This window comes from Amycolatopsis thermoflava N1165, from assembly GCF_000473265.1.
GTDB lineage: Bacteria > Actinomycetota > Actinomycetes > Mycobacteriales > Pseudonocardiaceae > Amycolatopsis_E > Amycolatopsis_E thermoflava.
On record NZ_KI421511.1, the window covers coordinates 3,777,200 to 3,800,734 of the forward strand.

Sequence of the window (23,535 nt, forward strand, 5' to 3'; positions counted from 1 at the left end):
GACCAGATCCGCGGCTGACATCGTTTAGTTATGCGCATAACTGGCCGGGGCAGGCCACGCCGGGTGTCGCAGGCCGACATCGCGCGCCGCGCCGGGGTGACCCAGGCGGCGGTGTCGCTGATCCTGCGCGACAAGGCGACGACGATCCCGGAGGAGACCCGGCAGCGGGTGCTCGCCATCGCACGGGAGATGGGCTACCGCGCCGACCCGCTCGCTCGCCGCCTCGCCAAGGGGCGCAGCCAGCTGCTCGGGATCTTCACCTACGAGCGCGTCTTCGGCACCGCACAGCGCAGCCTCTACCACCCGTTCCTGCTGGGCATTGAGGAAGCCGCCGAGGAGTCCGGGAACGACCTGCTGCTGTTCACCAGCGCCGCGATGTCCGGGCCGGTGCGCAGCATCTACGCCGGCGGCGAGAACAAGCTCCGCCTGGTGGACGGCGCCGTGCTGCTCGGGCGGGACGAGATCCCCGCCGACCTGGAGCAACTGGTCGCCGAGGAGTACCCGTTCGTGTTCATCGGGCGGCGGTTCCTGGACGACGGGCGCGAGGTGCCCAACGTGTCGCCGGACTACCGGGGGGCGGGGCGGGCGCTGGCCGGCCGGATCGCCGCGCTCGGGCACCGCGAAATCCGCTATGTGGGCGCGAATTCCGGGCTGCCGGCCACCGCGGACCGGCTCGCCGGGCTGCGCGACGGCGATCTCACGGTGTCGGAGTCCTTCCCGAAGCTCGACGAGATCTCCCCCGCCTTCGTTCGAGAACTGCGCGAAAGCGGGGCCACCGCGGTGGTCGCGGAGAACGTCGACTACGCCGAGGCGGTGCGCGCGGTGGCCGCGGACCTGCCGGTCGCCGTCGCCGGGATCTCCGAGGAGAGCGAAGACGACTTCTGGTCCGGCTACGGCATTCCCGGCCGCCTGGTCGGCCGCCGCGCGCTCGAACAACTGCTGGCCGCGCTGGACGGCGGCGGCGCTGCGATCAGCACCGTCGACTGCCCGCAGCGCGAGGGGACCACGCTCACCCGCGCCTGACACTGCCGACCCCAACGGAGAGGTTGCATGAGAAAGCGATGGGGGCGCCTGTTCGCCGTGTCCGCGGTCGCGCTGACCGCGGCCTGCGGGATCGGCGACCGCGCCGGCGCAGACACCGTCACCATGACGGTCTGGACGTCAAACCAGGAACAGCTCGGCCTGCTCAACCGGCTCGCCGGGGAGTTCTCGGCGCAGCACGGCGGCACGCCGGTGCGGATCCAGACCGTGCCGCAGGCCGACTACACGACGAAGGTGTCCGTCCGGTTGGCCGGCGGCGACCCGCCGGACCTCGGCTGGCTCGGCGCGCCGGACGCGGTCGGCATGGCCGCCACCGAGGTGCTCGCCGACGTCGGGCCCGCCCTGCGAGCCGACCCCGCGTACCGGCTGGGCGACTTCGTGCCGAGCGCGTTCACCAACTGGCAGAACGGCGACGCGGTGTACGGAGTGCCGTTCTCCACCAGTCCGTTCTTCGTCGTCTACAACCGGGACTTCTTCTCCCGCGCCGGTCTGCCCGAGCCCGCCGAGCTGGCCGCGCGTGGCGAGTGGACGTGGGACCGGCTGGCCGCCCTCGCGCGGGACCTGCAACCGACGTTGCCGGGTGGCAGCTACGTGTTCCAGAGCAACGAAGGCAGCTTGTACGGACCGCTGCCGGTGTCGTGGCCGACGCTGGACCCGCTGCTGCGGGCTCACGGCGCGCGCTTCGCATCCGGCGACCAGTGCACAATGGACTCGCCGCAAGCCGTACGGGCCATCGAGACCCTGCACCGCATGGCGTTCACCGACGGCACCGCGGTGCCGCCCGGCGCGCAGGCGGACTTCTACGCCGGCAACGCGGCACTGACGATCACCCAGCTCTCCCGGTTGTCCCAGCTGAAGGGCGCGAAGTTCCAGTACGGCTTCGCCCCGCTCCCCGCCGGCCCCGGAGGTCAGCCGCAGGTGACCGGGCAGGCCGGGCTGGTCGTGTTCCAGCAGGCGCCGCATCGGGACCTGGCGATCGACTTCCTCAAGTTCCTCACCGGCGAACGCTCGATGCGTGAGCTCGCCCGGTTCTTCCCGCCGCCGCGCCAGTCCGTGCTCGCCGATGCCACACAGGTGTACGACGGCAACGCGCTGCCGCCGGACGCGATCAGGAACATCCTCGTGCCGGGCATCACCGAGGGGCAGGCGTTCCAGTACCCGCGGACGTGGCCGGAGATCAAGACCGCGGCGCAGCCGGTGTTCGACGAGCTGTGGTCACCCGGCGCGAACGTGGCCGGAGCGCTGTCCGAGCTGTGCAGCGAGGTCGGCCCGCTGCTGCGCGAGAAGAGTTAGGGGGAGGTCGTGGTCGCACGGCGCCGCGTCCGCGAGACGCTGACCGGTTACCTGCTCATCACCCCGCAGATGATCGGGTTCACGCTGTTCGTGCTGGTCCCGCTGGTGTCCGTCGTGGTCCTGTCGTTCACCCACACGGACCTGCGCTCGGGCGTGTCGAAACCGGCGGGGTGGGAGAACTACCGGGAACTGCTCACCGGGGACGCCACCTTCTGGCACTCGCTGGCGGTCACCGGGGTGTTCGCGCTCGGGCTCGTGGTGATCAACGTCGGGTTGTCGCTCGGGCTCGCGCTCGTGCTCCACCGCCGACCGCCGGGAGCCGAGGTGTTCCTCACGCTCGCCTTCCTGTCCGTCATCACCTCGCAGGCGGCGTGGGCGCTGGTGTGGCGGTTCCTGTTGCAGGGCAAGGGCGGCGGGGTCAACGAGTTCCTCTCGGTCTTCGGCATCACCGGCCCGAACTGGCTGTTCGAGGCCCAGCCGTCGCTGGTGGCGGTGACCGTGGTGGCGGCGCTGAAGACGGTCGGGCTGAAGGCCGTGATCTTCCTCGCCGCGCTGCGCAACATGCCGTCGGAGACCCTGGAAGCGGCGCGGCTGGACGGCGCGAGCGAGTGGCGCGTGACCAGGCACATCGTGCTGCCGCTGATCGCGCCCACCACGCTGGTGGTCGTGCTGATCACGTTCATCGGGTCGTTCCAGGTGTTCGACTACATTCAGCTGATGACGCACGGCGGGCCGGCGCACGCGACGTCCGTGCTCGCCTACTACCTCTACGAGCAGGCGTTCCAGCTGTTCCGGACCGGTTACGCGAGCGCGATCGCCGTCGTCCTCTTCGGACTGACGCTGCTCCTGGTGGCGGCGCAGTGGTGGGCGCGCAGGAAGTGGGTGCACAGTGAGTAGCCGGGTACTGCGGTACGCCTTCCTCGTGGTGCTGTGCGTGCCGCTGGTGTTCCCGTTCCTGTGGATGATCGCCAGCGCGCTGAAGCTGCCCGGGGACGTGCTCGCGTCGCCGCCGCAGCTCATCCCCCGCGACATCACGCTGGACAACATCCGGGACGTCTTCGCGTTCCAGCCGTTCGCCCGGCAGATCTACAACAGCCTGTACATCGCCGTGCTGGTCGCATTGTTCACCTGCGCGCTGTCGCTGCTGTCCGGCTACGCCTTCGCGCGGCTGCGCTTCCCCGGGCGCAACGTGATCTTCTTCCTGTTCCTGAGCGCGCTGATGCTGCCGGTCGAGGTCACGCTGATCCCGAACTTCACGCTGATGAAGGACCTCGGGCTGGCCGACACGCACGTGCCACTGCTGGCGCTGCCGGTGTTCGGCGCGACCGGGGTGACCGGGATCTTCCTGATGCGCCAGTTCATCCAGTCGATCCCGGTCGAGCTGGAGGAGGCGGCGATGATCGACGGGATGGGCCGCGCCCGGATCCTGTGGCACCTGGTCCTGCCGCTGACCCGCCCGATGCTCGGCACGATCGGCATCATCGCGTTCCTGTACAGCTGGAACTCGTTCCTGGAACCGCTGGTGTTCGTCAACCGCAGCGAGCTGTACACGGTGCCGCTCGCGCTGACCGCGCTCACCGACACCAGCGGAAACCCGTTGTGGGGACCGCAGATGGCGGCGACGGCGATCTCGACCGTGCCACTGGTGATCGCCTACCTGGTGGCCCGGCGGCAGATCACCGAAAGCCTCGCCCAGACGGGCGTGAAGTGAGGGAGAGGGCAATGCGTTCCGACTGCGAGGTGCTGGTCGTCGGCGGCGGTTGCGGCGGGGTGGCCGCGGCCCTCTCGGCGGCGATGCTCGGCAGGCGGGTGGTGCTGACCGAGACGACCGGGCGGCTCGGCGGCCAGTTGACCACACAGGCGGTGCCGCCCGACGAGAACGCGTGGGTGGAAACGTTCGGGGCCACCCAGTCGTACCGGCTGATGCGGTCCCGGGTGCGTGACCGGTACCGGGCGGACCCCCGGCTCAGCGCCGAGGCACGCGCGGTGCGGGAGCTGAACCCGGGCGAGGGCTGGGTGAGCGCGTTGTGCGCCGAGCCGGTGGTCGTGGGCGAGGTGCTGGACGAGCTGCTCGCGCCGCTGGTGCGGGCGGGGAACCTGGAGATCCGGTACCACCACACGCCGGTCGGCACCGTGACGATGGGCGACCGGGTGGACGCGGTGGAGTTCGCGTCACCGGAGGGTGCGGTGTCGCTGAGCGCGTCGTACGTGATCGACGCGACCGAAGAGGGCGACGTCCTGCCGCTGGCGGGGTGTGAGCACGTGCTCGGCTCGGAGAGCGCGGACGAGACGGGCGAGCCGCACGCGCTGGACGGGCCGGCCGACCCGTTCGACCAGCAGGCGCTCACCTGGTGCGCCGCGCTGGAGTGGGACCCGGACGGTTCGCACGTCGTGCCGCGCCCCGATGACTACGACTTCTGGCGTGGTTACCGGGCGCCGTTCTGGCCGGGCCCCCAGCTGGGGTGGACCACGCAGGAGCCGGAGACGGGCGAGCCGTTGAGCCGTCCGTTGTTCGGCGAGGGACAGGACCTGTGGCGCTTCCGGCGGATCCGGAGTGGACGGTTGTGGGAACCGCCGCGGCCGGACGTGACGCTGGTGAACTGGCCGCAGATCGACTACTGGCTGGCGCCGGTGACCGGAGTGGCGCCGGAGGAGCGGGCGGCGCGGCTGGCGCAGGCGCGGTCGCTGACCTTGTCTTTCGTGCACTGGCTGCAGACCGAGGCGGGGTACCCCGGTCTGCGTCTCACCGGGGAGCCGCTGGGGACCGCGGATGGGTTGGCGCTCGCGCCCTATGTGCGGGAGAGCCGCCGGATCCGGGCCGAGTTCACCGTGCTGGAGCAGCACGTCGGGGTGGCGGCGCGCGCCGGGATCGGGCAGGCCGAGCAGTTCGCCGACAGCGTGGGGATCGGTTGCTACCGGATCGATCTGCACCCGAGCACCGGGGGCCGCGGGTACCTCGACATCGCCTGCCACCCGTTCCAGATCCCGCTCGGCGCGCTGCTGCCGGTGCGGGTGGAAAACCTGCTGGCGGGCGGAAAGTGCCTCGGGGTGACGCACGTGACGAACGGTTGCTACCGGCTGCACCCGGTGGAGTGGAACACCGGCGAGGCGGCCGGAGCGCTGGCGGCGTTCGCGCTGGAGAACGGGGTGCCCCCGCGGGCGGTGCGCGCGCGACCCGGTCTGCTGGCGGACTTCCAGGCCCGCCTGGCGAAGCTCGGAGTGCCGCTGGAGTGGCCGGAAGGGGTGCGCGGCGTGGTGCGGTGAGAGCCGGAAAATCTGTCTTTTGGTAGATGTGCGGTGGTTTTGCGCCTCCTAAACTGATCAGCAGAACCGAAGCCACAAAGGACAGAAGGAAGACCATGGCCTCGCAGCAGTCCACGATCAGCCCGCGCCGCACCGGCAACCTTGGCAACCGCGCTCGGCCTGCGTCGCTCAGCGCGCCGGCGCCACCGCGAAGAACCCGTCCAGCACGACATCCACCACCCGCCGCACGGCGTCGTCCTGGTGCACCGCGGCCGATCCCGCCGTGACCGCCGCTTCCACCATTTCGAACACCAGCAACAGATCCGTCGGCCGAACATCCGCGCGCAACTGCCCATCGGTCTGCGCACGGCGGAAAGCCGGGGTAAGGATCGTGATCAGCGCGTTCGCCTTCTGCTGCTGGTAGCGCACCGGCAGCTCCCGGAACAGGCGGACCAGCGGGCGCCGGGAGACCTGCATGGCCAGCACCATCGCCAGCAGTTCGCGGAACGGGCGGGGCGCGGCCTCCTGCTGCTTCACCATCCTCCGCAGCGCCCGCAGTTGCTGCGCCGCCACAGCCAAGCCGAGCGCACGGCGGTCGGGGAAATGCCGGTAGACCGTCGCGCGGCCGAGGCGCGCCCGGCGGGCGATCTCCTCGAGCGGGACGACGTCCACGCCCTCCGCGAACGCCTCGTCGGCCACGCGCAGGATCGTCTCGCGGTTGCGCAGGGCGTCGCTGCGGTGCGGGCTCAACTCCGGCGACCTCGCATCCGCCGGATGCTACTGGCGAGTAGTGAGATCCGCAAATCGTTCCATGTCTCGGTTCACCTCCCTAAACTCCCGCCCGTCACCAAACCCGCACCGACCGCAACGGAGGACCCATGCCCGCTCTGAGCCGCCGCACCGTGTTCAAGGGGGCGGCCGCCGCCACGGGCCTGACCCTCCTGCCGGGCGCCGCGTCCGCGAGCCGGGTGCCGGTCACCCGCGAGGAGCACCGGGTCGTGGTCATCGGCTCCGGCTTCGGCGGGGGCGTGACCGCCCTGCGGCTCGCGCAGGCCGGGGTGCCCGTGCACGTCCTCGAACGCGGCATCCGCTGGCCCACCGGCCCCAACGCCGAGACCTTCCCCCACCCCACCGCGCCGGACAAGCGGATCTTCTGGCTCGGCTCCGAGCCCAACCTGTTCGGGCTCGTGTCGTTCCCTTTCGAGCGCTACACCGGACTGCTGGAACGCGTGCCGGGCAACGGCATGGACATCATGTGCGCGGCCGGTGTCGGTGGCGGATCGCTGATCTACCAGGGCATGACGCTCCAGCCGACCGAGGAGGTGTTCAACGCCAACTTCCCCGAACAGCTCGACTACGCGCGGATGGACCAGGTGTACTACCGGCGCGTGGCGAGCATGCTGCGCATCGCCACCGCGCCCGACGAACTGATCGCCAGCCCGACCTACGCGGCGGCGCGCGTCTTCGCCCGCAACGCCCGCGCCGCCGGCCACTCGGTCGAGAAGATCCCGATGCCGATCGACTGGAGCTACGCCCTGCGCGAGCTGAGGGGCGAGATGAAACCGTCCTACACCAACGGCGACTGCGCGTTCGGCGTCAACAACGGTGGCAAGCACTCGGTCGACGTCACCTACCTCGCGGCCGCCGAAGCCACCGGCCGCTGCACCGTCGCGCCCCTGCACAACGTCACCGATGTGGCGATGGCGCCCGACGGGCGCTGGCTGATCCACGTGGACCGCATCAACACCGGCGGCGTCGTGCTCGAAAAGAAGGTCCTCACCGCGAGCGCCCTCGTGATGGCGGCCGGCACGGCGAACACCACGAAGCTGCTGATGCGGGCCGGCGCCACCGGCGGGATCCCCGACCTGCCGGACGGCCTCGGCACGAACTGGGGTTCCAACGGCGACCAGATCTACACGTGGACCAGCCTCGCCGACGACTTCGGCTCCCCACAGGGCGGCCCGGTCATCTACGGCAGCAAGGAGTGGGACGACCCGGCGCTGGCCAACACGGTCATCCAGGCGTCCCTCCCGCCGCTGCCGAACCTGCGCACCACGATGCTCGTCGGCTACGGCGTGAGCGCGGGGCGCGGCCATTTCGTCTACGACCCGGCCAAGGACGACGCGGTGTTGCAGTGGCCAGGTGACGCGGACGCCAAGGTGGCGCAGCGCATCCACGAGCGGATCACCGACATCGGCGGAGCCGCCGCCGTCAAGCTCAACACCACGACGCTCGTGCCGAGCACGTGGCACCCGCTCGGTGGCGCGTCCATGGGCACGGTCTGCGACCTCGCCGGCCGCGTCCTCGGCCACCGCGGGCTCTACGTGCTCGACGGCGCCCTCATGCCGGGCAACACCGCCGCGTGCAACCCGTCCATGACCATCGCCGCCGTCGCCGAACGAGCCCTGGACGAAATCGTCGCCCAGGACGCAGGCACTGTCTTCTGAGGAGACCAATGAAGCGTCCCGCCGCCCTGCCCGCCGCGGCAATGCTCGCCCGCGGCGTGCCCATGGACACGCCGCCGTCAAGCTCAACACCACGACGCTCGTGCCGAGCACGTGGCACCCGCTCGGTGGCGCGTCCATGGGCACGGTCTGCGACCTCGCCGGCCGCGTCCTCGGCCACCGCGGGCTCTACGTGCTCGACGGCGCCCTCATGCCGGGCAACACCGCCGCGTGCAACCCGTCCATGACCATCGCCGCCGTCGCCGAACGAGCCCTGGACGAAATCGTCGCCCAGGACGCAGGCACTGTCTTCTGAGGAGACCAATGAAGCGTCCCGCCGCCCTGCCCGCCGCGGCAATGCTCGCCCGCGGCGTGCCCATGGACACGCCGCCGTCAAGCTCAACACCACGACGCTCGTGCCGAGCACGTGGCACCCGCTCGGTGGCGCGTCCATGGGCACGGTCTGCGACCTCGCCGGCCGCGTCCTCGGCCACCGCGGGCTCTACGTGCTCGACGGCGCCCTCATGCCGGGCAACACCGCCGCGTGCAACCCGTCCATGACCATCGCCGCCGTCGCCGAACGAGCCCTGGACGAAATCGTCGCCCAGGACGCAGGCACTGTCTTCTGAGGAGACCAATGAAACGTCAGGAGGTGCCTACCGAATCGGCCGCCGGTCCGGTGCCGCCGATCAGTCCCAGGTGACCGGCAGCCGGTGGACGCCGTAGATGCTCATGTCGTGTCGCAGCGGCACCTCGTCGGCCGGGACCGCCAGGCGCAGCGTCGGGAACCGGGCGAAGAGCGCAGGGATGGCGACGCGCATTTCGACGCGGGCCAGCTGCTGCCCCAGGCACTGGTGGATGCCGTGGCCGAAAGCCAGGTGCCCGGCGGCGTGCCGGCGCAGGTCGAGCGTGTCCGGGTCCGGGAACCGCTCCGGGTCACGGTTCGCGGCGTTCGCGGCGATGGTGACCGACTCGCCGGCCCGGATCACCTGACCATCCAGCTCGACGTCCTCCAGCGCGGCCCGGACACCGGTGTGGGCGATGGTCAGGTAGCGGAGCAGCTCTTCGACCGCGCTGTCCGCGAGGGCCGGGTCGTCGCGGAGCGCGGCGAGCTGGTCCGGGTGGCGCAGCAGGGCGAAGGCGCCCAGCGCGATCATGTTGGCGGTGGTGTCCAGGCCTGCCCCCAGCAGGAACGTGCCGATGCCGGACAGTTCCTCGTCGGTCAGGTCGCTCGTGGTGAGGTCGCCGAGCACGTCGTCGGTGGGCTCGGCGCGTTTGGCGCGCACCAGGTCGCGCAGGTAGTCCTGCAGCGCGCCGTACGCGGCGAACTGCTCGTCCGGCGTGCTCTGCGGGGTCATCAGCGCCGTCACCTGGGTGTGGAAGAACTCGCGGTCGGAGTACGGCACGCCGAGCAGCTCGCAGATCAGCACCGCGGGCACCGGGCGCGCGTAGGCCTGCACCAGGTCCACCGAGGGGCCGTGCTTCGCCATCGCGTCCAGGTGCTCGGCGGCGACTTCCTCGACCCGCTCGGTGAGCTGACGCATCCGGCGGACGGTGAACTTCCCGGCGAGCAGCTTGCGGTAGCGGGTGTGCTCGGGCGCGTCGATGCCGGTGAGGTCGCCGACCGGGGCCGGCGGGATGTCGCCGTCCAGGCCGGGGAGCGGGTAGTGCATGAGCTCGTACCGCGAGGTGAACCGCGAGTCGCCGAGCACGGCGCGGGCCTGGGCGTGACCGGTGACCAGCCAGCCGCGGTGCCCGTCCGGGTAGGACATACGCACGAGGGGCCGATGTGCCCGGATCTCGCCCAGCTCGGCGGGCGGGTCGAAGGGGCAGCCGGCGGGACGGGCGGTGGGCAGCGAGGCCAGTTCGTCTTGTTCCATGACCGCAGCGTGCGGGCGACCGGTTTCACCACGGCTTCAGCACGGTTTCGGCGCTCAAGTGATCCGGCCCAGGGGACCGGCCGGATTTTCGCGCGCATCACGGTGGACACCGCTCTGCGCCGGCTGCACAACGTGCCCCTGACGATCGCCCGGAGAAACCGCGCTCCTGCCCGCGCCGCGGACCCGGCGGGCTGCCGTGGGCTTCACGACGGCCACGCCCGCGACCGGCTGAAACGGAAAACGGCTGCCGCGTTCAAGCGTGGCAGCCGTTCCGGAAAGATCAGTGTCCACAGAGGACGGTGGTGCGCGATACTGGGATTGAACCAGTGACCTCTACCGTGTCAAGGTAGCGCTCTCCCGCTGAGCTAATCGCGCGTGGAGCGGACGACGGGATTCGAACCCGCGACCCTCACCTTGGCAAGGTGATGCGCTACCAGCTGCGCTACGTCCGCGTGTGGCGCCGGGTTCCGGCGCCGGGAAAGAGAATAGCCGACGGGCCTGCCGGCCTCGCAACCACCCGGCGTAACCGGCCCGCGCAGCCCGTCACGAACGGCAGGCGCAGCCCTCACGAACGGCAGGCGCACCCTCACGAGCGGCCCGGCGCAGCCCATCACGCGCGGTCCACGAAACCCGCCGCAAGCGGTCGGCGCAGCCCATCACAAACGGCCGGCGCAGCCATCACAAGCGGCCCGCGCAGCCCGCCACAAGCAACGCGGGCTCAGCCCGTCACAAGCAACCCGGCACAGCCCGCCACAAGCAGCCCGCGCAGCCCGCCACAAGCAACCCGGGCTCAGCCCGCCACAAGCGGCCCGGCACAGCCCATCACAAGCAACCCGGGCTCAGCCCGCCACAAGCAGCCCGGCGCAGCCCATCACAAGCGCCCCGCACAGCCACAAGCGGCCGGCGCAGCCCGCCACAAGCGGTCGGCGCAGCCCGTCACGAACGGCCGGCGGCCTCCTCGGCGGCGCGCTCCGCGGCCTTCTCCGCTCGCCACTCCTCGTCCGTCTTGCCCCGGCGCCAGTAGCCCGAGATCGACAGCAGGTCCTTGCGCACCCCGCGCTCGCCCAGCAGGTGCCGGCGCAGCTCCCGGACGAAACCGGCCTCGCCGTGGACGAAGGCCTGCACGGTGCCCGGCAGGAACTCCAGCGCGCGCACGGCGGCCACCAGGTCGTCCCCGGCGGACCGGTGCAGCCACTGGATCTGCGCGTCCCCCTTGGTGGCGAGCGGCTGCTCCTCCGCGGGGTCCGCCACCTCGATGAACGCCCGCACCGGCACACCGGCCGGCATCATCTCCAGCGCCACCGCGATCGCGGGCAGTGCGCTCTCGTCGCCGACCAGCAGGTGCCAGTCGGCCTCCTCGCCGGGGGCGTAGGCGCCGCCGGGGCCGGCCAGCAGCAGCTCGTCACCCGGCTGGGCGGACGCCGCCCACGGGCCGCCGAGCCCCTGGTCGCCGTGGTGCACGAAGTCCAGCGCCAGCTCGCCGGCGCGCGGGTCGTAGTAGCGCACGGTGTAGGTCCGCATCACCGGCCACTGCTCGCGCGGCATCTCGGCGCGGATGACGCCCATGTCGAACGGCGCCGGGTACTCCACGCCCTCCTGCGGGAACAGCATTTTCACATAGGCGTCGGCGAACTCGTTCGGCTGGAAATCGGCCAGCCCTGGCCCACCGGCGACAATGCGGATCATGTGCGGTGTCAGCCGCTGGGTGCGCAGCACCCGCAGCCGGACCGCCGGCCGGGACTTGCCTGCCATACGCCGCTCCTCACTCGCGTTCAGCGTCTGCGGTTAGGCTACCCTAATCCCGGCCGGAGCAACCGGCGATGGCGGTCAGCAGGTCTTCGATCGCATCCAGCCGGTGGGCGCTGACGACGGCGTCGCAGTATGGCCACGCCGCCGCCATCCCGCCGGTCGCCGGCCGGAACCGCGGGCTGGCCGTGCGCGGGTTGGCCCAGACGATCCGGTACGCGAGCCGCGACAGCCGGGCCATTTCGCGGCCCAGCCGCTCGGGGCTGCCGGTCTCCCACCCGTCGGACAGGACGACCACCACCGCTCCGCGCGCCATCCCCCGCGCGCCATGGGTATCCAGGAACTCGCCGAGCGAATCACCGATCTTCGTGCCGCCCGACCAGTCCGGCGCCTCCCGCCCCGCGTCGGCCAGCGCCTCGGACGGCGCGCGCTGCAGCACCCGGGTCAGCCGCGTGAGACGCGTCGCGAACGTGAACACCTCGGCCCGCGCGCCACCCGCGGCGCACACCAGCAGCTGCAGCAGGGCCCGCGCATAGGGCTCCATCGACCCCGAGATGTCGCACAGCACGACGAGCTTCCGCGGCTTCTCGCGCGACACCCAGCGCCGCAACCGGACCGGCTCGCCCCCGGTCCGCCGTGCCACGCGCAACGTCTCCCGCAGGTCGGCGCGGCGCCCGCCGGGCGAAACCCGCTTCCGCCGCGACCGCCGCAGCGGGGTCGCCAGCCGGAACTCGCTCATCGCGGCGCGCAGCAACGCCAGCTCCGCGGGTTCGAGCGTGCCGAAGTCGCGGGTCGCCAGCCGGTCGACTGCGCTGCCTGCCGTGGGCGCCCGCACCTCCCGGGACGGACCGGTCGATTCCCCAGCGCTGAAGGCCCCGCCGGCGCCGACGTCGGGCGCGTCGAAAACGGTGGCGAACACGCTGGCCAGGACCTGCGCGTCGGCCGGGGACGAGGTGAGGGTTGCCAGCGCGCACAGGTAGAGCTCGCGCGTGCGCTGCGGAGACACGAGCATCACCGCCTGGGCGAAACGGGCAGCCCGGTCCGCGCCGACCGCCAGGCCGGCGGACCGCAGCCGCTCGCACAGCCGCGCCGCCAGCTCCGCCAGGTCACTCACCCGGCACCACCGGCGGCCTCAGCACCGACCACCTCCGCGACACGCTCCAGCACGCGGCGGGCAGGCCTACTCACTGACCACCTCCGCCAGCCACTCCACCGCCACCGCGCCCGCCGGACATAGCCGCCGCCGGCACCGAGGACAACGCCCGCCCGATCCTCTCCACACGGCAACACCACACCGAACATCCGCACCACCGGACCGGGACTCACTCACCAACCACCTCCACCACCACGCCCACCGGACACGACCACCGCCGGCACCGAGAAGAAACGCCCGCCCGGTCCTCTCCACACGGCAACACCACGCCGAACATCCGCACCACCAGGCCGGGACTCACTCACCCACCACCTCCACCAGCCGCTCGACCGCCACCGCGCGGTCCTCTTCGTACTTGAGCACCGCGCTCAGCGTCCGCTCCACCGCCGGGCCGTCCAGTGCGGCCACACCGAGCACCTGCAGCGCCGAGGCCCACGAGATCGCCTCCGCGACCCCGGGCGGCTTGTAGAGCCCGAACCCGCGCATCCGCCCCACCGCCCGCGCCACACGGTCAGCGAGCCAGTCCGCCACGCCCGGCACCCGCAACCGGATGATGGCCGCCACCTGCGCCACCTCCGGGTGCGCGATCCAGTGGTACAGGCACCGCCGCTTGAGGGCATCGTGCAGTTCGCGGGTCCGGTTGGAGGTCAGCACGACCACCGGCGGCACCACCGCGCGCCGCGTCCCCAGCTCCGGGATCGTCACCGCCGACTCGGCCAGCAGTTCGAGCAGGAACGCCTCGAACTCGTCGTCGGCGCGGTCGACCTCGTCGATCAGCAGCACCGCCGGGCGCGGTCCGGGGTGCGTGATCGCCGCCAGCAGCGGCCGCGCCAGCAGGTAGTCGTCGGCGAAGAGGTCCGCCTCCGCCAGCGACTCGCCCCGCGACTCGGCCAGCCGGATCCCGAGCAGCTGGCGCGGGTAGTTCCACTCGTACAGCGCGTCCGAAGAGGACAGTCCCTCGTAGCACTGCAACCGGATCAACGGCGTGTCCATGGCCGCCGCCAGCGACTTGGCCGCCTGGGTCTTGCCGACGCCGGGCTCACCTTCGAGCAGGATCGGCTGCCGCATCCGGACCGCGAGGAACAGGGCGGTGGCCAGTGCGTCGTCGGTGAGGTATCCGGCGGCGCCAAGGCGCTCGGCGAGATCGCCGACCGTCTCAGGCGTCACCGGTGTACCTGCCCGGCTCGTCGGCGAACGCGTGACGGCATCCGGTCCCGCAGAAGTAGTACCGCCGCCCGCCGTAGGGCAGCTGCACCGCTTCCGGCGTGATCGCGACGCTCATGCCGCACACCGGGTCGACCGCCTCGGCGGCCACCTCGACGTCCTCGGCCGGGCGCCGCGGCGGGTGCGGGCGGGTCGCGATCAGCTCCGCGTACACCGAAACCGCGACCTCGGCCGGCGTCCGCGCCCCGATCGGCAGGCCGGCCGGGGTGTGGATGCGGCCGGGCTCGGACAGCCCCAGCCGCTCCAGCACCGCCGCGCCGCGTTTCTCGCTGGCGATCAGCCCGATGTAGGCCACGTCCGCCCGCATCGCCGCCTCCAGCACGCGTTCCTCGTCCCGGCCGTGCGACGCCACGATCACCGCGAACGTGTCGTCGGACAGCTCGGCGCCCACCCGCGTTTCGTAGCCGAGCACGCGGCCGACCGACGCCAGCGCCCGCGCGATCGGCCCGTCGCCGTGGATCGCCACCAGCGGCGGCGGCATCTGCGCGTCGAGGAAGATCTCCAGCTCGCCGCCGGACAGGCACGGGTTCCCGACCGTCACCACCCCCTCCTCGACCTGCTCGCCCGCGCCGGGCTGGATCCGCAACAGCGCCGACTCGCCGGTCAGCAAGAGCCGGATCCCCTGCTGCCGCACGGTCGACTCGGCGCAGGACCCGCCGACGAAACCCTCGATGGTCCCGTCGGCGAGCACCAGCGCGCAGTCGCCGGGTTTCGCGCTGGTGGGGCGTTGCGCCCGCACCACCGTCGCCAGCACGAACGGCGTCCGGCCCGCACGCAGGGACTCCGCGTGCGCCCGCAACTCCTGCCCGTTCATCACGTGATCGCCAAATCTGTCCGGAGTGGACGGTTCTGCATCGCGCGCCACACGGCTGCCGGGGTCAGCGGCATGTCCGCGTGCCGCACCCCGTACGGTTTGAGCGCGTCGAGCACCGCGTTGACCACAGCCGCGGGCGAGCCGACGGTCGCGGACTCGCCGATGCCCTTGGCGCCGATGGGGTGGTGCGGCGACGGGGTGACCGTCTCGCCCAGCTCCCACGACGGACACTCCATCGACGTCGGGATCAGGTAGTCCATGAACGACCCGCCGAGGTGGTTGCCGTCCTCGTCGAACGCCATCACCTGCATCAGCGCCATCCCGATGCCCTCGGCCAGCCCGCCGTGCACCTGGCCCTCGACGATCGTCGGGTTGATCCGGACGCCGCAGTCGTCGACCGCGACGAACCGGCGCACCTTCACCTGCCCGGTCTCCGGGTCGACGTCGACGACGCAGATGTAGGCGCCGAACGGGTAGGTCAGGTTCGGCGGGTTGTAGACGCAGGTCGCGTCCAGGTGCCCCTCGACGCCGTCGGGCAGTTCCAGGTCGGAGTGCGCGGCCAGCGCGATCTCCTGGATGGTCTTGCCGGAGTCCGGGTCCCCTTGGACGAACCAGCGGCCCTTCTCCCACTCCAGGTCGTCCGGGCTCACCTCCAGCATGGCCGAGGCGACGATCTTGGCCCGCTCGCGGACCCGCCGCGCCACCACCGCGGTCGCCCCGCCGGACACCGGCGTCGACCGGGACCCGTAGGTGCCCAGGCCGAACGGCGTCTGGTCGGTGTCGCCGTGCACGACCTCGATGTCGTCCGGCGAGATGCCCAGCTCCTCGGCCACGATCTGCGCGAACGTCGTCTCGTGCCCCTGACCCTGGCTCTGGCAGGACAGCCGCAGCACGGCCTTGCCGGTCGGGTGCACGCGCAGCTCGGCGCCGTCGGCCATGCCCAGCCCGAGGATGTCCATGTGCTTGCGCGGCCCGGCGCCGACGGCCTCGGTGAAGAAGCTGATGCCGATGCCCATCAGCGGACCGTCCCCGCTCGCCGCGCGCCGCTTCTGCTCCTCCCGCAGTTCCGCGTAGCCGGCGATGTCCATCGCCTGGCTCAGCGCGCGCGGGTAGTCGCCGGAGTCGTACTCCCAGCCGGTCTTGCTGACGTACGGGAACTGCTCCGGCCTGAGCAGATTGCGCATCCGCAGCTCCGCCGGGTCCATCCCGAGGTCGTAGGCCAGCACGTCGACCAGCCGCTCGACCAGGTAGACCGCTTCGGTGATGCGGAACGAACACGCGTAGGCGACACCACCGGGCGCCTTGTTGGTGTAGACGCCGGTGACCGCGCAGTGCGCCGCCTCGATGTCGTAGGAACCGGTGAAGACGCCGAAGAACCCGGCGGGGAACTTCGTCGGCTGCGCGGTGCCGTTGAACGCGCCGTGGTCGGCGAGGACCTTGACCCGCACCCCGAGGATCTTCCCGTCGCTGGTGGCCGCGATCTCGCCGTGCATGTGGTAGTCGCGGGCGAAGGACGTGCTCATCAGGTTCTCCGAGCGGTCCTCCATCCACTTCACCGGTTTGCCGGTGACGATCGAGCCGACCACCGCGCACACGTAACCCGGGTAGATGCCGACCTTGTTGCCGAACCCGCCGCCGATGTCCGGCGAGATGACCCGGATCTTGTGCTCGGGCAGGCCGGCCACCAGCGCGTACAGGGTGCGGTGCGCGTGCGGCGCCTGCGTGGTCGTCCACACGGTGAGCTTCCCGGTGATGGGGTCCATGTGGGCCACCGCGCCGCAGGTCTCCATCGGCGCCGGGTGCACCCGCGGGTACAGCATGTCCTGCGCGGACACCACGTCGGCGCGGGCGAACACCTCGTCGGTGCGCGCGGCGTCGCCTGCTTCCCAGTCGAAGATGTGGTTGTCCCGCTTGCCGTCGATGTCGGTGCGGATCACGGGCGCGTCCGGCTCCAGCGCGCGGCGGGCGTCGACGACGGGCGGCAGCGCCTCGTACTCGACGTCGATCAGCTCCAGCGCGTCGCGTGCGGCGTAGCGGTCGTCGGCGACGACGAAGGCGACCTCCTGGCCCTGGAACCGCACCTTGTCGGTGGCCAGCACGGCCTGCACGTCGTGCGAGAGCGTCGGCATCCAGGCGAGGTTCAGCCCCTCCAGGGTCTGGCCGGTGATGACGGCCTTCACCTTCGGGTGTGCCTCCGCCGCGCTCGTGTCGATGGACACGATGCGCGCATGGGCGTGCGGGCTGCGCAGCACCGCGCCGTGCAGCATCCCGGGCAGGTTCACGTCGTCGACGTACTGCCCGTGACCGCGGATGAACCGGGCGTCCTCCTTGCGGTGCATACGCCCGAACCCCATCGGGGTGTGTTTCTCGGTGGTGGTCACGCGGACACCTCCGTACTGTCCACGGTGCTCTCCTCGGGGACCGCCGCGGCGGCAGTGTCGTGCTCGGCGGCCCACCGGATGGACTTGACGATGTTCTCGTAGCCGGTGCACCGGCACAGCTGTCCGGAAATCGCCTCGCGGATGTCCTCTTCGGACGGATCCGGCTGGTGGTCGAGCAGCCAGCGCGCGGTCAGCATCATGCCCGGCGTGCAGAACCCGCACTGCAGGCCGTGGCATTCGGTGAAGCCCTGCTGCACCGGGTCCAGCCGGGTGGAGTCGCCGAGTCCCTCGACGGTGCGCACGCGGCGGCCGTCGGCCATCACCGCGAGCACCGTGCACGACTTGACCGGCGTCTCGTCCAGCCACACCACGCACGCGCCGCAGTTGGACGTGTCGCAGCCCCAGTGCGTGCCGGTCAGGCCCAGCTCGTCGCGCAGGAAGTGCACGAGCAGCAGGCGGGGTTCGACGTCCCGCGTGTGCTGCTGCCCGTTGACGGTAACCGTGATCTCCATGTCTTCACGCCTCCTGGCGGTGGTTGCCGTGCCAACGGGTGCGGGCCCGGCGCAGCGCGCGGACGGTGAGGACCTCCGCGAGGTGACGCTTGTAGTCGACGGGACCGCGCTGGTCCGGAACCGGTTCGCAGTGCCGGGCGGCGATCCGGCCCGCCTCGGCGAAGCGCTCGTCCACGGCCGGCCCGCCGAGCAGGTACTCCTCGGCCTCCGGCGCGTGGAAGTTCGGCGCACCCAGCGCGGTGAGTCCGATGCCGACCGAAACCAGTTGCGTGCCTTCGATCCGCAGCTCCGCACCGGCCGCGGCGACCGCCCAGTCCCCCGCCCTGCGCTCGACCTTTTCGTAGGCCGACGCGGACGAGGAGATCGGCACGCGCAGCTGCACGAGCATTTCGTTGTCCCCCACCACGGTCTGGTAAGGACCGGTGAAGAACTCACGGACCGGCACGACCCGGCGCCCGCCGGGTCCTTCGATCACCGCCTCGCCGCGCACCGCGGCGAACGCGGCCGACAGGTCCTCCGACGGATCGGCCTGGCACAGCGAACCGCCGACCGTTCCGCGGTTGCGCACCACGGGATCGGCGATCACCCGCTCGGCGTCGTGGAAGATCGGGAAGTGCTCCCCCACGACCGCCGAGGACAGCAGATCGGCGTGACGCACCATGGCGCCGACGCACAAAGTGCTGTCCTCGACGCTGATCCGGGCCAATTCGGACAGGTCGTTGATGTCGATGAGCGCCTGTGGCTGGGCCAGGCGCAGCTTCATCATCGGAATGAGACTGTGCCCGCCCGCCACGATCCGGCTCTCCGGACCGAACTTCGTCAGCAGACTCAGCGCGTGGGCCACGCTCGTGGCTCGTTCGTACTGGAACTGCGCAGGTACTTGCATGCGCCCTCCCCGGGCATGGATTTTCGGCACAGGGTGCACCCGGTGGGGGAAACCGACAATGGCCGATTAAGGGATCACTTATGTAGGCTGTTCAAGTGCTTCGGACCGGTGTGAGATGACGCTCGGTCAGCTGAGCGCCTTCGTCCTCGTGGCCCGGCTCGGCTCGGTGACCGACGCGGCCCGGACCCTCGGCGTCAGCGAACCCGCGGTGTCGCAGGCACTCGCCGCGTTGCGGCAGCACCACGGCGACAAGCTGATCGTGCGCACTGCCAACGGGATGACGCTGACGCCGGGCGGCAGCCGCCTGCTGCCGATCGCCACACAGATGGTAGCCCTCGGGGCGGATGCCGATGCCGCCGTTCGGGAGGCCAATGGCGTAGCCGAACGGATGCACGTCGTGGTCACGAGCACGATCGCGGAGTTCGTCGCGGATCCGTTGCTCGAAGCGTTCATGCGCCGAACGGGCCAGTCGGTGGACGCCTCGGCGGGGCTGGCCCAGGTGGCGGAAATGCCGGTGCTGGTCACGAACCGGCTCGCCGACGCCGCGCTCGGGCCGCGCCTGGAGGGCGATGTGGCGAGCGAGCCAATGTTCCGGTGCAACATCGTCGCCGTTGCGGCGCCTGGGTTCCGGCCCCGCGGCGGGCCTGCGCAGTGGCCGTGGCTGGTCGACCCGTCCGGCGCGGATCCGGGCAGCGGGACGGCACAACTGTTGCGCCGCATGGCCGTTCCGGAATCCGCCATCCGCGTCTTCCCCAACCAGACGGCGGCGTGGTCGGCGGCGGCCAACGGCAACGGGGTGTCGCTCGCTTTCGAGCACCTGGTGGCGCCGCAGCGGCGCAGGCAGGAACTGGTCGTGCTGCCGACGCCCGTCACCCCGCGAACGGAGTACTGGCACCTGACCACGTTGCCGCACAACCGGTGTTCCACCGCGGCGAACGCGCTGCGGCACTTCCTGGGCACCCCGGCGGCGATGCAGGTGATGCGCGCACCGGGCGCCGGGGTGCCGCCGTCCCGCTTCCGGCCACCGGTCTACGTGACCATCTGGAGCTGACGGCGGCCCCGGTCAGCCGGCGACCGCGGACGCCGCGATCGCCTCCACCACCGCCTGCTCGCCGTCCTCCGTGTCGACCATCAGAACCGTTCCGCCGTCGAGGATGCGGCGCACCGTCTTGACCGTGATCAGCGGAGCAGGCACGCTCGTCGACGTCGTGGCCCTGGTCGTGGTGGCGGGCACGGGGCCGGCCACGGAGACGCTGTAGCACCGCCCGTCCGGCCGGGCCGGCGACTGCGTCTGCACCTCGGGCGGGCACAGCGTCAGGTACTCGTACTCCGTCCCGCCGCTCCACTGCCGAACCGTCAGGTCCGCCGGCGCGCGGAGGCTGCGCAGCATCGAGTGCACCGGCGTCGGCACGAGGCGGACCGACCGCGCGATCCGCAGCACGCTGATGTCCGGGATCTGCCAGGCCTTGGTCAGCACCGAGACCACCCGGTCCGGCGCGATGCGGACCTTCGCCTGTGTCCCCCCGCCGGCCAGGTCCGTCACCATGCCCGACTCCCCGACCTCGCGATCCGGGTAGTCGCTGACGCTGATCTCCAGGTAGTTGCCGGACGAGCCGTTGTACCGGCCGCTCGCGAAGCTGCCGGAGACGGTCCAGGTGCTCAGCTCGAACCCGGACGGCAGGTCGCCGACCGTGAACGGCAACGCGAGCGCGGGCAACGGGAGGTCGGCCGCCCCCGCGGCGGCCTCGATCGACTCCGGCTCGTCCGACGGCCGCAGCACGGTCATCCCGGCGGCGACCCCGGCGATCACCACCGCCACCGCGGCCGCCGCGCCGGCGATCCGCCGCTGGGCGCGCCTGCGCCGGATCCGGCCGTGCGCCCCGGCGAGCACCGCGTCCGGATCGGGGGCGAGCGCCTCCCGGGTCTTCAGCGCTTCCCGCAGATTCCGCATTTCGGACATGGTCAGGCCACCTCCATCTCGGCGCCCAGGCGGACCCGCAGCACGGACAGGCCGCGGGAGATGTGACTGCGCACGGTGCCCACCGCGCAGCCGAGTACCGACGCGATCTCGTCGTCGTCGCGGTCCTCGTAGAACCGCAGCACGATGGCGGCCTGCTGCGACCGGCTCAGCCCCGACAGCAGCTCCTTCAGCTGCGCGCCGTCAGCGATCCGGCCGGCCGGGTCGGCGGCGTGCGGCTCGCGGAACCACGCCGGGTCCGCCACCGTCCGCACCGCGCGCTGGTACCAGCGGCGCCGCCACGACAGGTGCCCGTTGACGACCATCTTCCGCAGGTACAGGTCGGGCCGGTCGGTCTCGGCGACCCGGGCCCACTTCTCGTGGGCCCGCACCAGCGCCTCCTGCACGAGGTCCTGGGCCAGGTCCGGATCCCCGGTCAGGACCGCCGCGAACCGCACCAGCCCCGGCAGCTGCTCGCGGGCGAAATCGTCGAAGTGCACGAAGAGCAGATGCTCGCACCACGGGTGGCCGTTGCACCCGGACCGCACTTTTTCCCGGAAGTGCGGTCCGGGTCACACGATCAGGCCGCGGCCGGCACCCACAGGGCGTCGATCTCCTTCTCCGCGGTGGCGAGGCTCTGCTCGAACAGCGGGATCAGGTCGGCCATGGCCGGGTTGTGCGGCGCGAGGGTCAGCTCGGCGGCGATCACGCGCGGTTCGAGACCGGTCAGGGACAGCCCGTGCGGCAGCCACGGCTCGGCGTGGTCCCAGCCCTCGCGCGGGGTGCCCGGGCCGTAGCCCCCGCCACGGCTGGCCAGCACGATGAGCTCGCGATCGCCGAGCAGCCCGCGCGCGGTCTCCGGGTCGAACGCCAGGCCGGGGACGATCAGGTGGTCGACCCACGCCTTGACCTCGCTCGGCGGGCCGTAGTTGTAGAGCGGCAGGCCCAGCAGGACGGTGTCGGCCGCCTTGATCTCGCCGATCAGCTCCTGCATGCGCGCCCAGGCCGCGGCCTGGGCTTCGGTGTGCTGCGCGGGCGGAACCGTCCGTGCCGTGTTGCCTGCCTCGCCGAGGTGCGGAACCGGGTTCCGGGCGAGGTCGCGGTAGGTGACGGCGCCGTCCGGGTGCGCGGCCCGCCAGGCCGCCGCCGCACGAGCGGTCAGCCTGCGGCTGACGGACTCCTCGCCGCGGATGCTCGAGTCGATGTGCAATAGGTGCGCCATTGGTGGTTTGCCCTTCAAGATTGATTTGTGTTACGCAAACTATCTATAGCACACCGATAGGCCTTTCCGTTGGGTAAAGTGACGAGGTGGCCTCCCTGCCGGTTGTGAACCAGCCCGCGCACCGGGTCGGCGCGTTGATCGACCACCTGGCGCGCCGGCTGCGGCTGCGCTCGGAAACCGTGCTGGAGCCACTGGGGCTGCGGCCGCGGCACCTGCTGGCCCTGACCCTGGTGCGGGACCGGGACGGGATCTCGCAGCAGACGCTGGCGAGCACGCTGGAGATGGACGGGACGAACGTCGTGGGCCTGCTCAACGACCTGGAGCGCGAGCAGCTGGTCGAGCGGCGGCGCTCGCCGGAGGACCGCAGGCGGCACACGGTCTCGCTGACCGAGGCCGGGGCGAAGACGCTGGCGAAGGCGGAGTTCGCGCTGGCGGCGGTGGAGGACGAGGTGTTCTGCGCGCTCGACACCGACCAGCGCGAGACGCTCTACCGGCTGCTGCAGACCGCGAGCAACGGCGAGCAGCCGATCTGCACCGAGACGATCCCCGACTGCTGACCCCCGACCAAGGTCGGAGCCGGTGTAGCCGCAAGCCCGACGCGCGTGGCGGGCTGCACCCAGGACCATCGGCAGGTGAGCAACCACGTCCGTTCCGTGGTGCTGGACGTCGCCGCACCGCTCGCCCTCTTCTACGGACTCCGCTCGGCCACCGGCGACACGACGGCGCTCGTGGTGAGCATGACGCCACCCGCGCTCAACGCGGTCCTGACCGCGGTCCGGCAACGCCGGCTGGACGCGCTGGCGGTCGCAGTGCTCGCCGGCACCGCGCTCGGCGCCGTCGCGGCGCTGCTCGGCGGCGGCCCACGCGAACTGCTCGCGCGCGGCGCCTGGTTCAGCGCGCCGGCCGGGCTCTGGACGCTCGCGACGCTGTTCCGGCGGCAACCGCTCACCTTCGAGGTGACCAGGACCCTGCTGCCGCACCGCGCGACGCTGATGGACCGCCTGTGGGCCACCGACGGACGGTTCCGGGCGGCCTGGCGGGCCATCACGATCTGCTGGGGCGGCGCGGCGCTCGCCGACAGCGCCCTGCGGATCGTGATGGCCTACACGCTGCCGGTCGCGGTGGTCCCCGCGCTCGACAGTGTGCTGACGATCGTGACGATCGTCGTCCTCCAGCTGCCGACCCACCTGCTGCTGCGGCGCTCCGGCCACTGGCGCAGCCTGTTCGGCCGCCCGGCCGCTACGACCGGCTGAAGCGGAGCACCTCACCCTCGTCGGCGACGAACGTAAACCCGGCCGCTTCGAGCACTCGCACCGAAGCCGGGTTGGAACGCTCGACCTGGGCGGACACGCTACGCACGTCCGGCGAGGTGAGCGCGAACCCGGTCAGCGCGACGGTGGCCTCCGCGGCGTACCGCCGCCCGTGGCGGCTCGGCACGATGCCGTAGCCGATCTCCACGACGCCGTCCTCAGGCGGCCAGAACAGGCCGATCGAACCCACGACGAGCCGGGTGGCCCGCTCGACGACCAGGTGGTGCCCGAACGCGGTGAGCCAGTCCGGGCGCTCGGCGAGCAGCCCGGCGATCACGACGTCACCGTGGGCGGGGAAGTCACCGGCCCAGTCCGGGCGGCGATCGCCGGCGCGGACGGCGGCGGCCTCCGCCCCGGTCCACGGTCGCAGCAGAAGACGATCAGTGGTCAAGAACAAGGAGAACTCCTGGTGAGAGAGAACGGGCAGGC

Annotated in this window: 23 protein-coding genes, 2 tRNA genes and 1 pseudogene; 11 read left to right on the plus strand and 15 right to left on the minus strand. The window is 71.7% G+C overall.

What is annotated here, in order from left to right; all coding sequences use genetic code 11:
* Window positions 1-30 precede the first annotated feature (30 nt).
* The 5 genes from AMYTH_RS45260 to AMYTH_RS0118615 are packed head-to-tail and all read left to right on the plus strand — an operon-like array spanning window position 31 to window position 5,598.
* Window positions 31-1,023: a LacI family DNA-binding transcriptional regulator gene (locus tag AMYTH_RS45260; RefSeq protein WP_037322598.1), complete on the plus strand. Its 993-nt coding sequence runs from the start codon at window positions 31-33 to the stop codon at window positions 1,021-1,023.
* 27 nt (window positions 1,024-1,050) lie between these two features.
* A complete protein-coding gene (locus tag AMYTH_RS0118600) occupies window positions 1,051-2,334 on the plus strand; it encodes an ABC transporter substrate-binding protein (protein WP_063630398.1) in 1,284 nt (427 codons plus the stop codon).
* 9 nt (window positions 2,335-2,343) lie between these two features.
* Window positions 2,344-3,231 (plus strand): carbohydrate ABC transporter permease, encoded by an 888-nt coding sequence (locus tag AMYTH_RS0118605; RefSeq protein ID WP_020416590.1) that lies wholly within the window; start codon window positions 2,344-2,346, stop codon window positions 3,229-3,231.
* Complete coding sequence (locus tag AMYTH_RS0118610) at window positions 3,224-4,045, plus strand: carbohydrate ABC transporter permease (RefSeq protein WP_027931595.1); 822 nt, start codon at window positions 3,224-3,226, stop codon at window positions 4,043-4,045. The genes AMYTH_RS0118605 and AMYTH_RS0118610 overlap by 8 nt, the downstream gene beginning before the upstream one ends.
* Before the next feature lie 11 nt (window positions 4,046-4,056).
* Window positions 4,057-5,598 (plus strand): FAD-dependent oxidoreductase, encoded by a 1,542-nt coding sequence (locus AMYTH_RS0118615; protein ID WP_037322599.1) that lies wholly within the window; start codon window positions 4,057-4,059, stop codon window positions 5,596-5,598.
* A 168-nt stretch (window positions 5,599-5,766) separates the two neighbouring features.
* On the opposite strand, the gene AMYTH_RS0118620 is transcribed toward AMYTH_RS0118615, so the two are convergent.
* Window positions 5,767-6,327 carry a TetR/AcrR family transcriptional regulator gene (locus AMYTH_RS0118620; protein ID WP_027931597.1) on the minus strand — a complete coding sequence of 187 codons (561 nt, stop codon included), beginning with the start codon at window positions 6,325-6,327 and terminating at the stop codon, window positions 5,767-5,769.
* Between the two features lie 128 nt (window positions 6,328-6,455).
* Here AMYTH_RS0118620 and AMYTH_RS0118625 point away from each other — a divergent pair, with 128 nt between their 5' ends.
* The 3 genes and pseudogenes from AMYTH_RS0118625 to AMYTH_RS0118635 all read left to right on the plus strand — a co-directional run.
* Complete coding sequence (locus tag AMYTH_RS0118625) at window positions 6,456-8,024, plus strand: GMC oxidoreductase (RefSeq protein ID WP_027931598.1); 1,569 nt, start codon at window positions 6,456-6,458, stop codon at window positions 8,022-8,024.
* A complete protein-coding gene (locus AMYTH_RS0118630) occupies window positions 8,014-8,337 on the plus strand; it encodes a GMC oxidoreductase (RefSeq protein ID WP_084022628.1) in 324 nt (107 codons plus the stop codon). The genes AMYTH_RS0118625 and AMYTH_RS0118630 overlap by 11 nt, the downstream gene beginning before the upstream one ends.
* Before the next feature lie 64 nt (window positions 8,338-8,401).
* Window positions 8,402-8,650 (plus strand): annotated as a pseudogene (locus tag AMYTH_RS0118635) (GMC oxidoreductase); the annotation flags it as partial.
* A 60-nt stretch (window positions 8,651-8,710) separates the two neighbouring features.
* Here the strand turns inward: AMYTH_RS0118635 and AMYTH_RS0118640 are convergent.
* From AMYTH_RS0118640 to AMYTH_RS0118685, 10 genes are all read right to left on the minus strand, one after another.
* Window positions 8,711-9,901: a cytochrome P450 gene (locus tag AMYTH_RS0118640; protein WP_027931600.1), complete on the minus strand. Its 1,191-nt coding sequence runs from the start codon at window positions 9,899-9,901 to the stop codon at window positions 8,711-8,713.
* Between the two features lie 300 nt (window positions 9,902-10,201).
* Window positions 10,202-10,276: transfer RNA gene (locus AMYTH_RS0118645), tRNA-Val, on the minus strand.
* Between the two features lies 1 nt (window position 10,277).
* Window positions 10,278-10,353: transfer RNA gene (locus AMYTH_RS0118650), tRNA-Gly, on the minus strand.
* A gap of 484 nt (window positions 10,354-10,837) precedes the next feature.
* Window positions 10,838-11,653 carry a siderophore-interacting protein gene (locus AMYTH_RS0118655; protein ID WP_027931601.1) on the minus strand — a complete coding sequence of 272 codons (816 nt, stop codon included), beginning with the start codon at window positions 11,651-11,653 and terminating at the stop codon, window positions 10,838-10,840.
* Window positions 11,654-11,696: 43 nt separating this feature from the next.
* Entirely contained in the window at window positions 11,697-12,761 is a 1,065-nt protein-coding gene (locus AMYTH_RS0118660; RefSeq protein ID WP_027931602.1) for a vWA domain-containing protein, read from the minus strand.
* Window positions 12,762-13,097: 336 nt separating this feature from the next.
* Window positions 13,098-13,967, minus strand: coding sequence for an AAA family ATPase (locus AMYTH_RS0118665; RefSeq protein WP_027931603.1), 870 nt, complete (start codon window positions 13,965-13,967; stop codon window positions 13,098-13,100).
* A complete protein-coding gene (locus AMYTH_RS0118670) occupies window positions 13,957-14,838 on the minus strand; it encodes an XdhC family protein (protein WP_027931604.1) in 882 nt (293 codons plus the stop codon). The genes AMYTH_RS0118665 and AMYTH_RS0118670 overlap by 11 nt, the downstream gene beginning before the upstream one ends.
* Complete coding sequence (locus AMYTH_RS0118675; RefSeq protein ID WP_157360788.1) at window positions 14,838-17,192, minus strand: aerobic carbon-monoxide dehydrogenase large subunit; 2,355 nt, start codon at window positions 17,190-17,192, stop codon at window positions 14,838-14,840. The genes AMYTH_RS0118670 and AMYTH_RS0118675 overlap by 1 nt, the downstream gene beginning before the upstream one ends.
* A 23-nt stretch (window positions 17,193-17,215) precedes the next feature.
* Window positions 17,216-17,731, minus strand: coding sequence for a (2Fe-2S)-binding protein (locus AMYTH_RS0118680; protein ID WP_027931606.1), 516 nt, complete (start codon window positions 17,729-17,731; stop codon window positions 17,216-17,218).
* A 4-nt stretch (window positions 17,732-17,735) separates the two neighbouring features.
* Window positions 17,736-18,617 (minus strand): FAD binding domain-containing protein, encoded by an 882-nt coding sequence (locus tag AMYTH_RS0118685; protein ID WP_027931607.1) that lies wholly within the window; start codon window positions 18,615-18,617, stop codon window positions 17,736-17,738.
* Window positions 18,618-18,732: 115 nt separating this feature from the next.
* On the opposite strand from AMYTH_RS0118685, the gene AMYTH_RS0118690 reads away from it, so the two are divergent.
* The gene (locus AMYTH_RS0118690) at window positions 18,733-19,668 is read left to right on the plus strand and encodes a LysR family transcriptional regulator (protein ID WP_027931608.1); all 936 of its coding nucleotides are present in this window, start codon (window positions 18,733-18,735) and stop codon (window positions 19,666-19,668) included.
* Window positions 19,669-19,680: 12 nt separating this feature from the next.
* On the opposite strand, the gene AMYTH_RS45265 is transcribed toward AMYTH_RS0118690, so the two are convergent.
* The 3 genes from AMYTH_RS45265 to AMYTH_RS0118705 all read right to left on the minus strand — a co-directional run bounded on the left by AMYTH_RS45265 (window position 19,681) and on the right by AMYTH_RS0118705 (window position 21,796).
* Window positions 19,681-20,568: a hypothetical protein gene (locus AMYTH_RS45265; RefSeq protein WP_167344556.1), complete on the minus strand. Its 888-nt coding sequence runs from the start codon at window positions 20,566-20,568 to the stop codon at window positions 19,681-19,683.
* 11 nt (window positions 20,569-20,579) lie between these two features.
* On the minus strand, window positions 20,580-21,074 hold the full coding sequence (locus AMYTH_RS0118700; RefSeq protein WP_027931609.1) for a SigE family RNA polymerase sigma factor: 495 nt from the start codon (window positions 21,072-21,074) through the stop codon (window positions 20,580-20,582).
* Window positions 21,075-21,154: 80 nt separating this feature from the next.
* Window positions 21,155-21,796, minus strand: coding sequence for an FMN-dependent NADH-azoreductase (locus tag AMYTH_RS0118705; RefSeq protein ID WP_027931610.1), 642 nt, complete (start codon window positions 21,794-21,796; stop codon window positions 21,155-21,157).
* A gap of 86 nt (window positions 21,797-21,882) precedes the next feature.
* On the opposite strand from AMYTH_RS0118705, the gene AMYTH_RS0118710 reads away from it, so the two are divergent.
* Window positions 21,883-22,353: a MarR family winged helix-turn-helix transcriptional regulator gene (locus AMYTH_RS0118710; protein ID WP_026152969.1), complete on the plus strand. Its 471-nt coding sequence runs from the start codon at window positions 21,883-21,885 to the stop codon at window positions 22,351-22,353.
* Between the two features lie 75 nt (window positions 22,354-22,428).
* Complete coding sequence (locus AMYTH_RS45270) at window positions 22,429-23,049, plus strand: VC0807 family protein (protein ID WP_037322601.1); 621 nt, start codon at window positions 22,429-22,431, stop codon at window positions 23,047-23,049.
* Here the strand turns inward: AMYTH_RS45270 and AMYTH_RS0118720 are convergent.
* Window positions 23,036-23,497, minus strand: coding sequence for a GNAT family N-acetyltransferase (locus AMYTH_RS0118720; protein WP_027931611.1), 462 nt, complete (start codon window positions 23,495-23,497; stop codon window positions 23,036-23,038). The two genes, AMYTH_RS45270 and AMYTH_RS0118720, sit on opposite strands and share 14 nt — an antisense overlap.
* Window positions 23,498-23,535 lie beyond the last annotated feature (38 nt).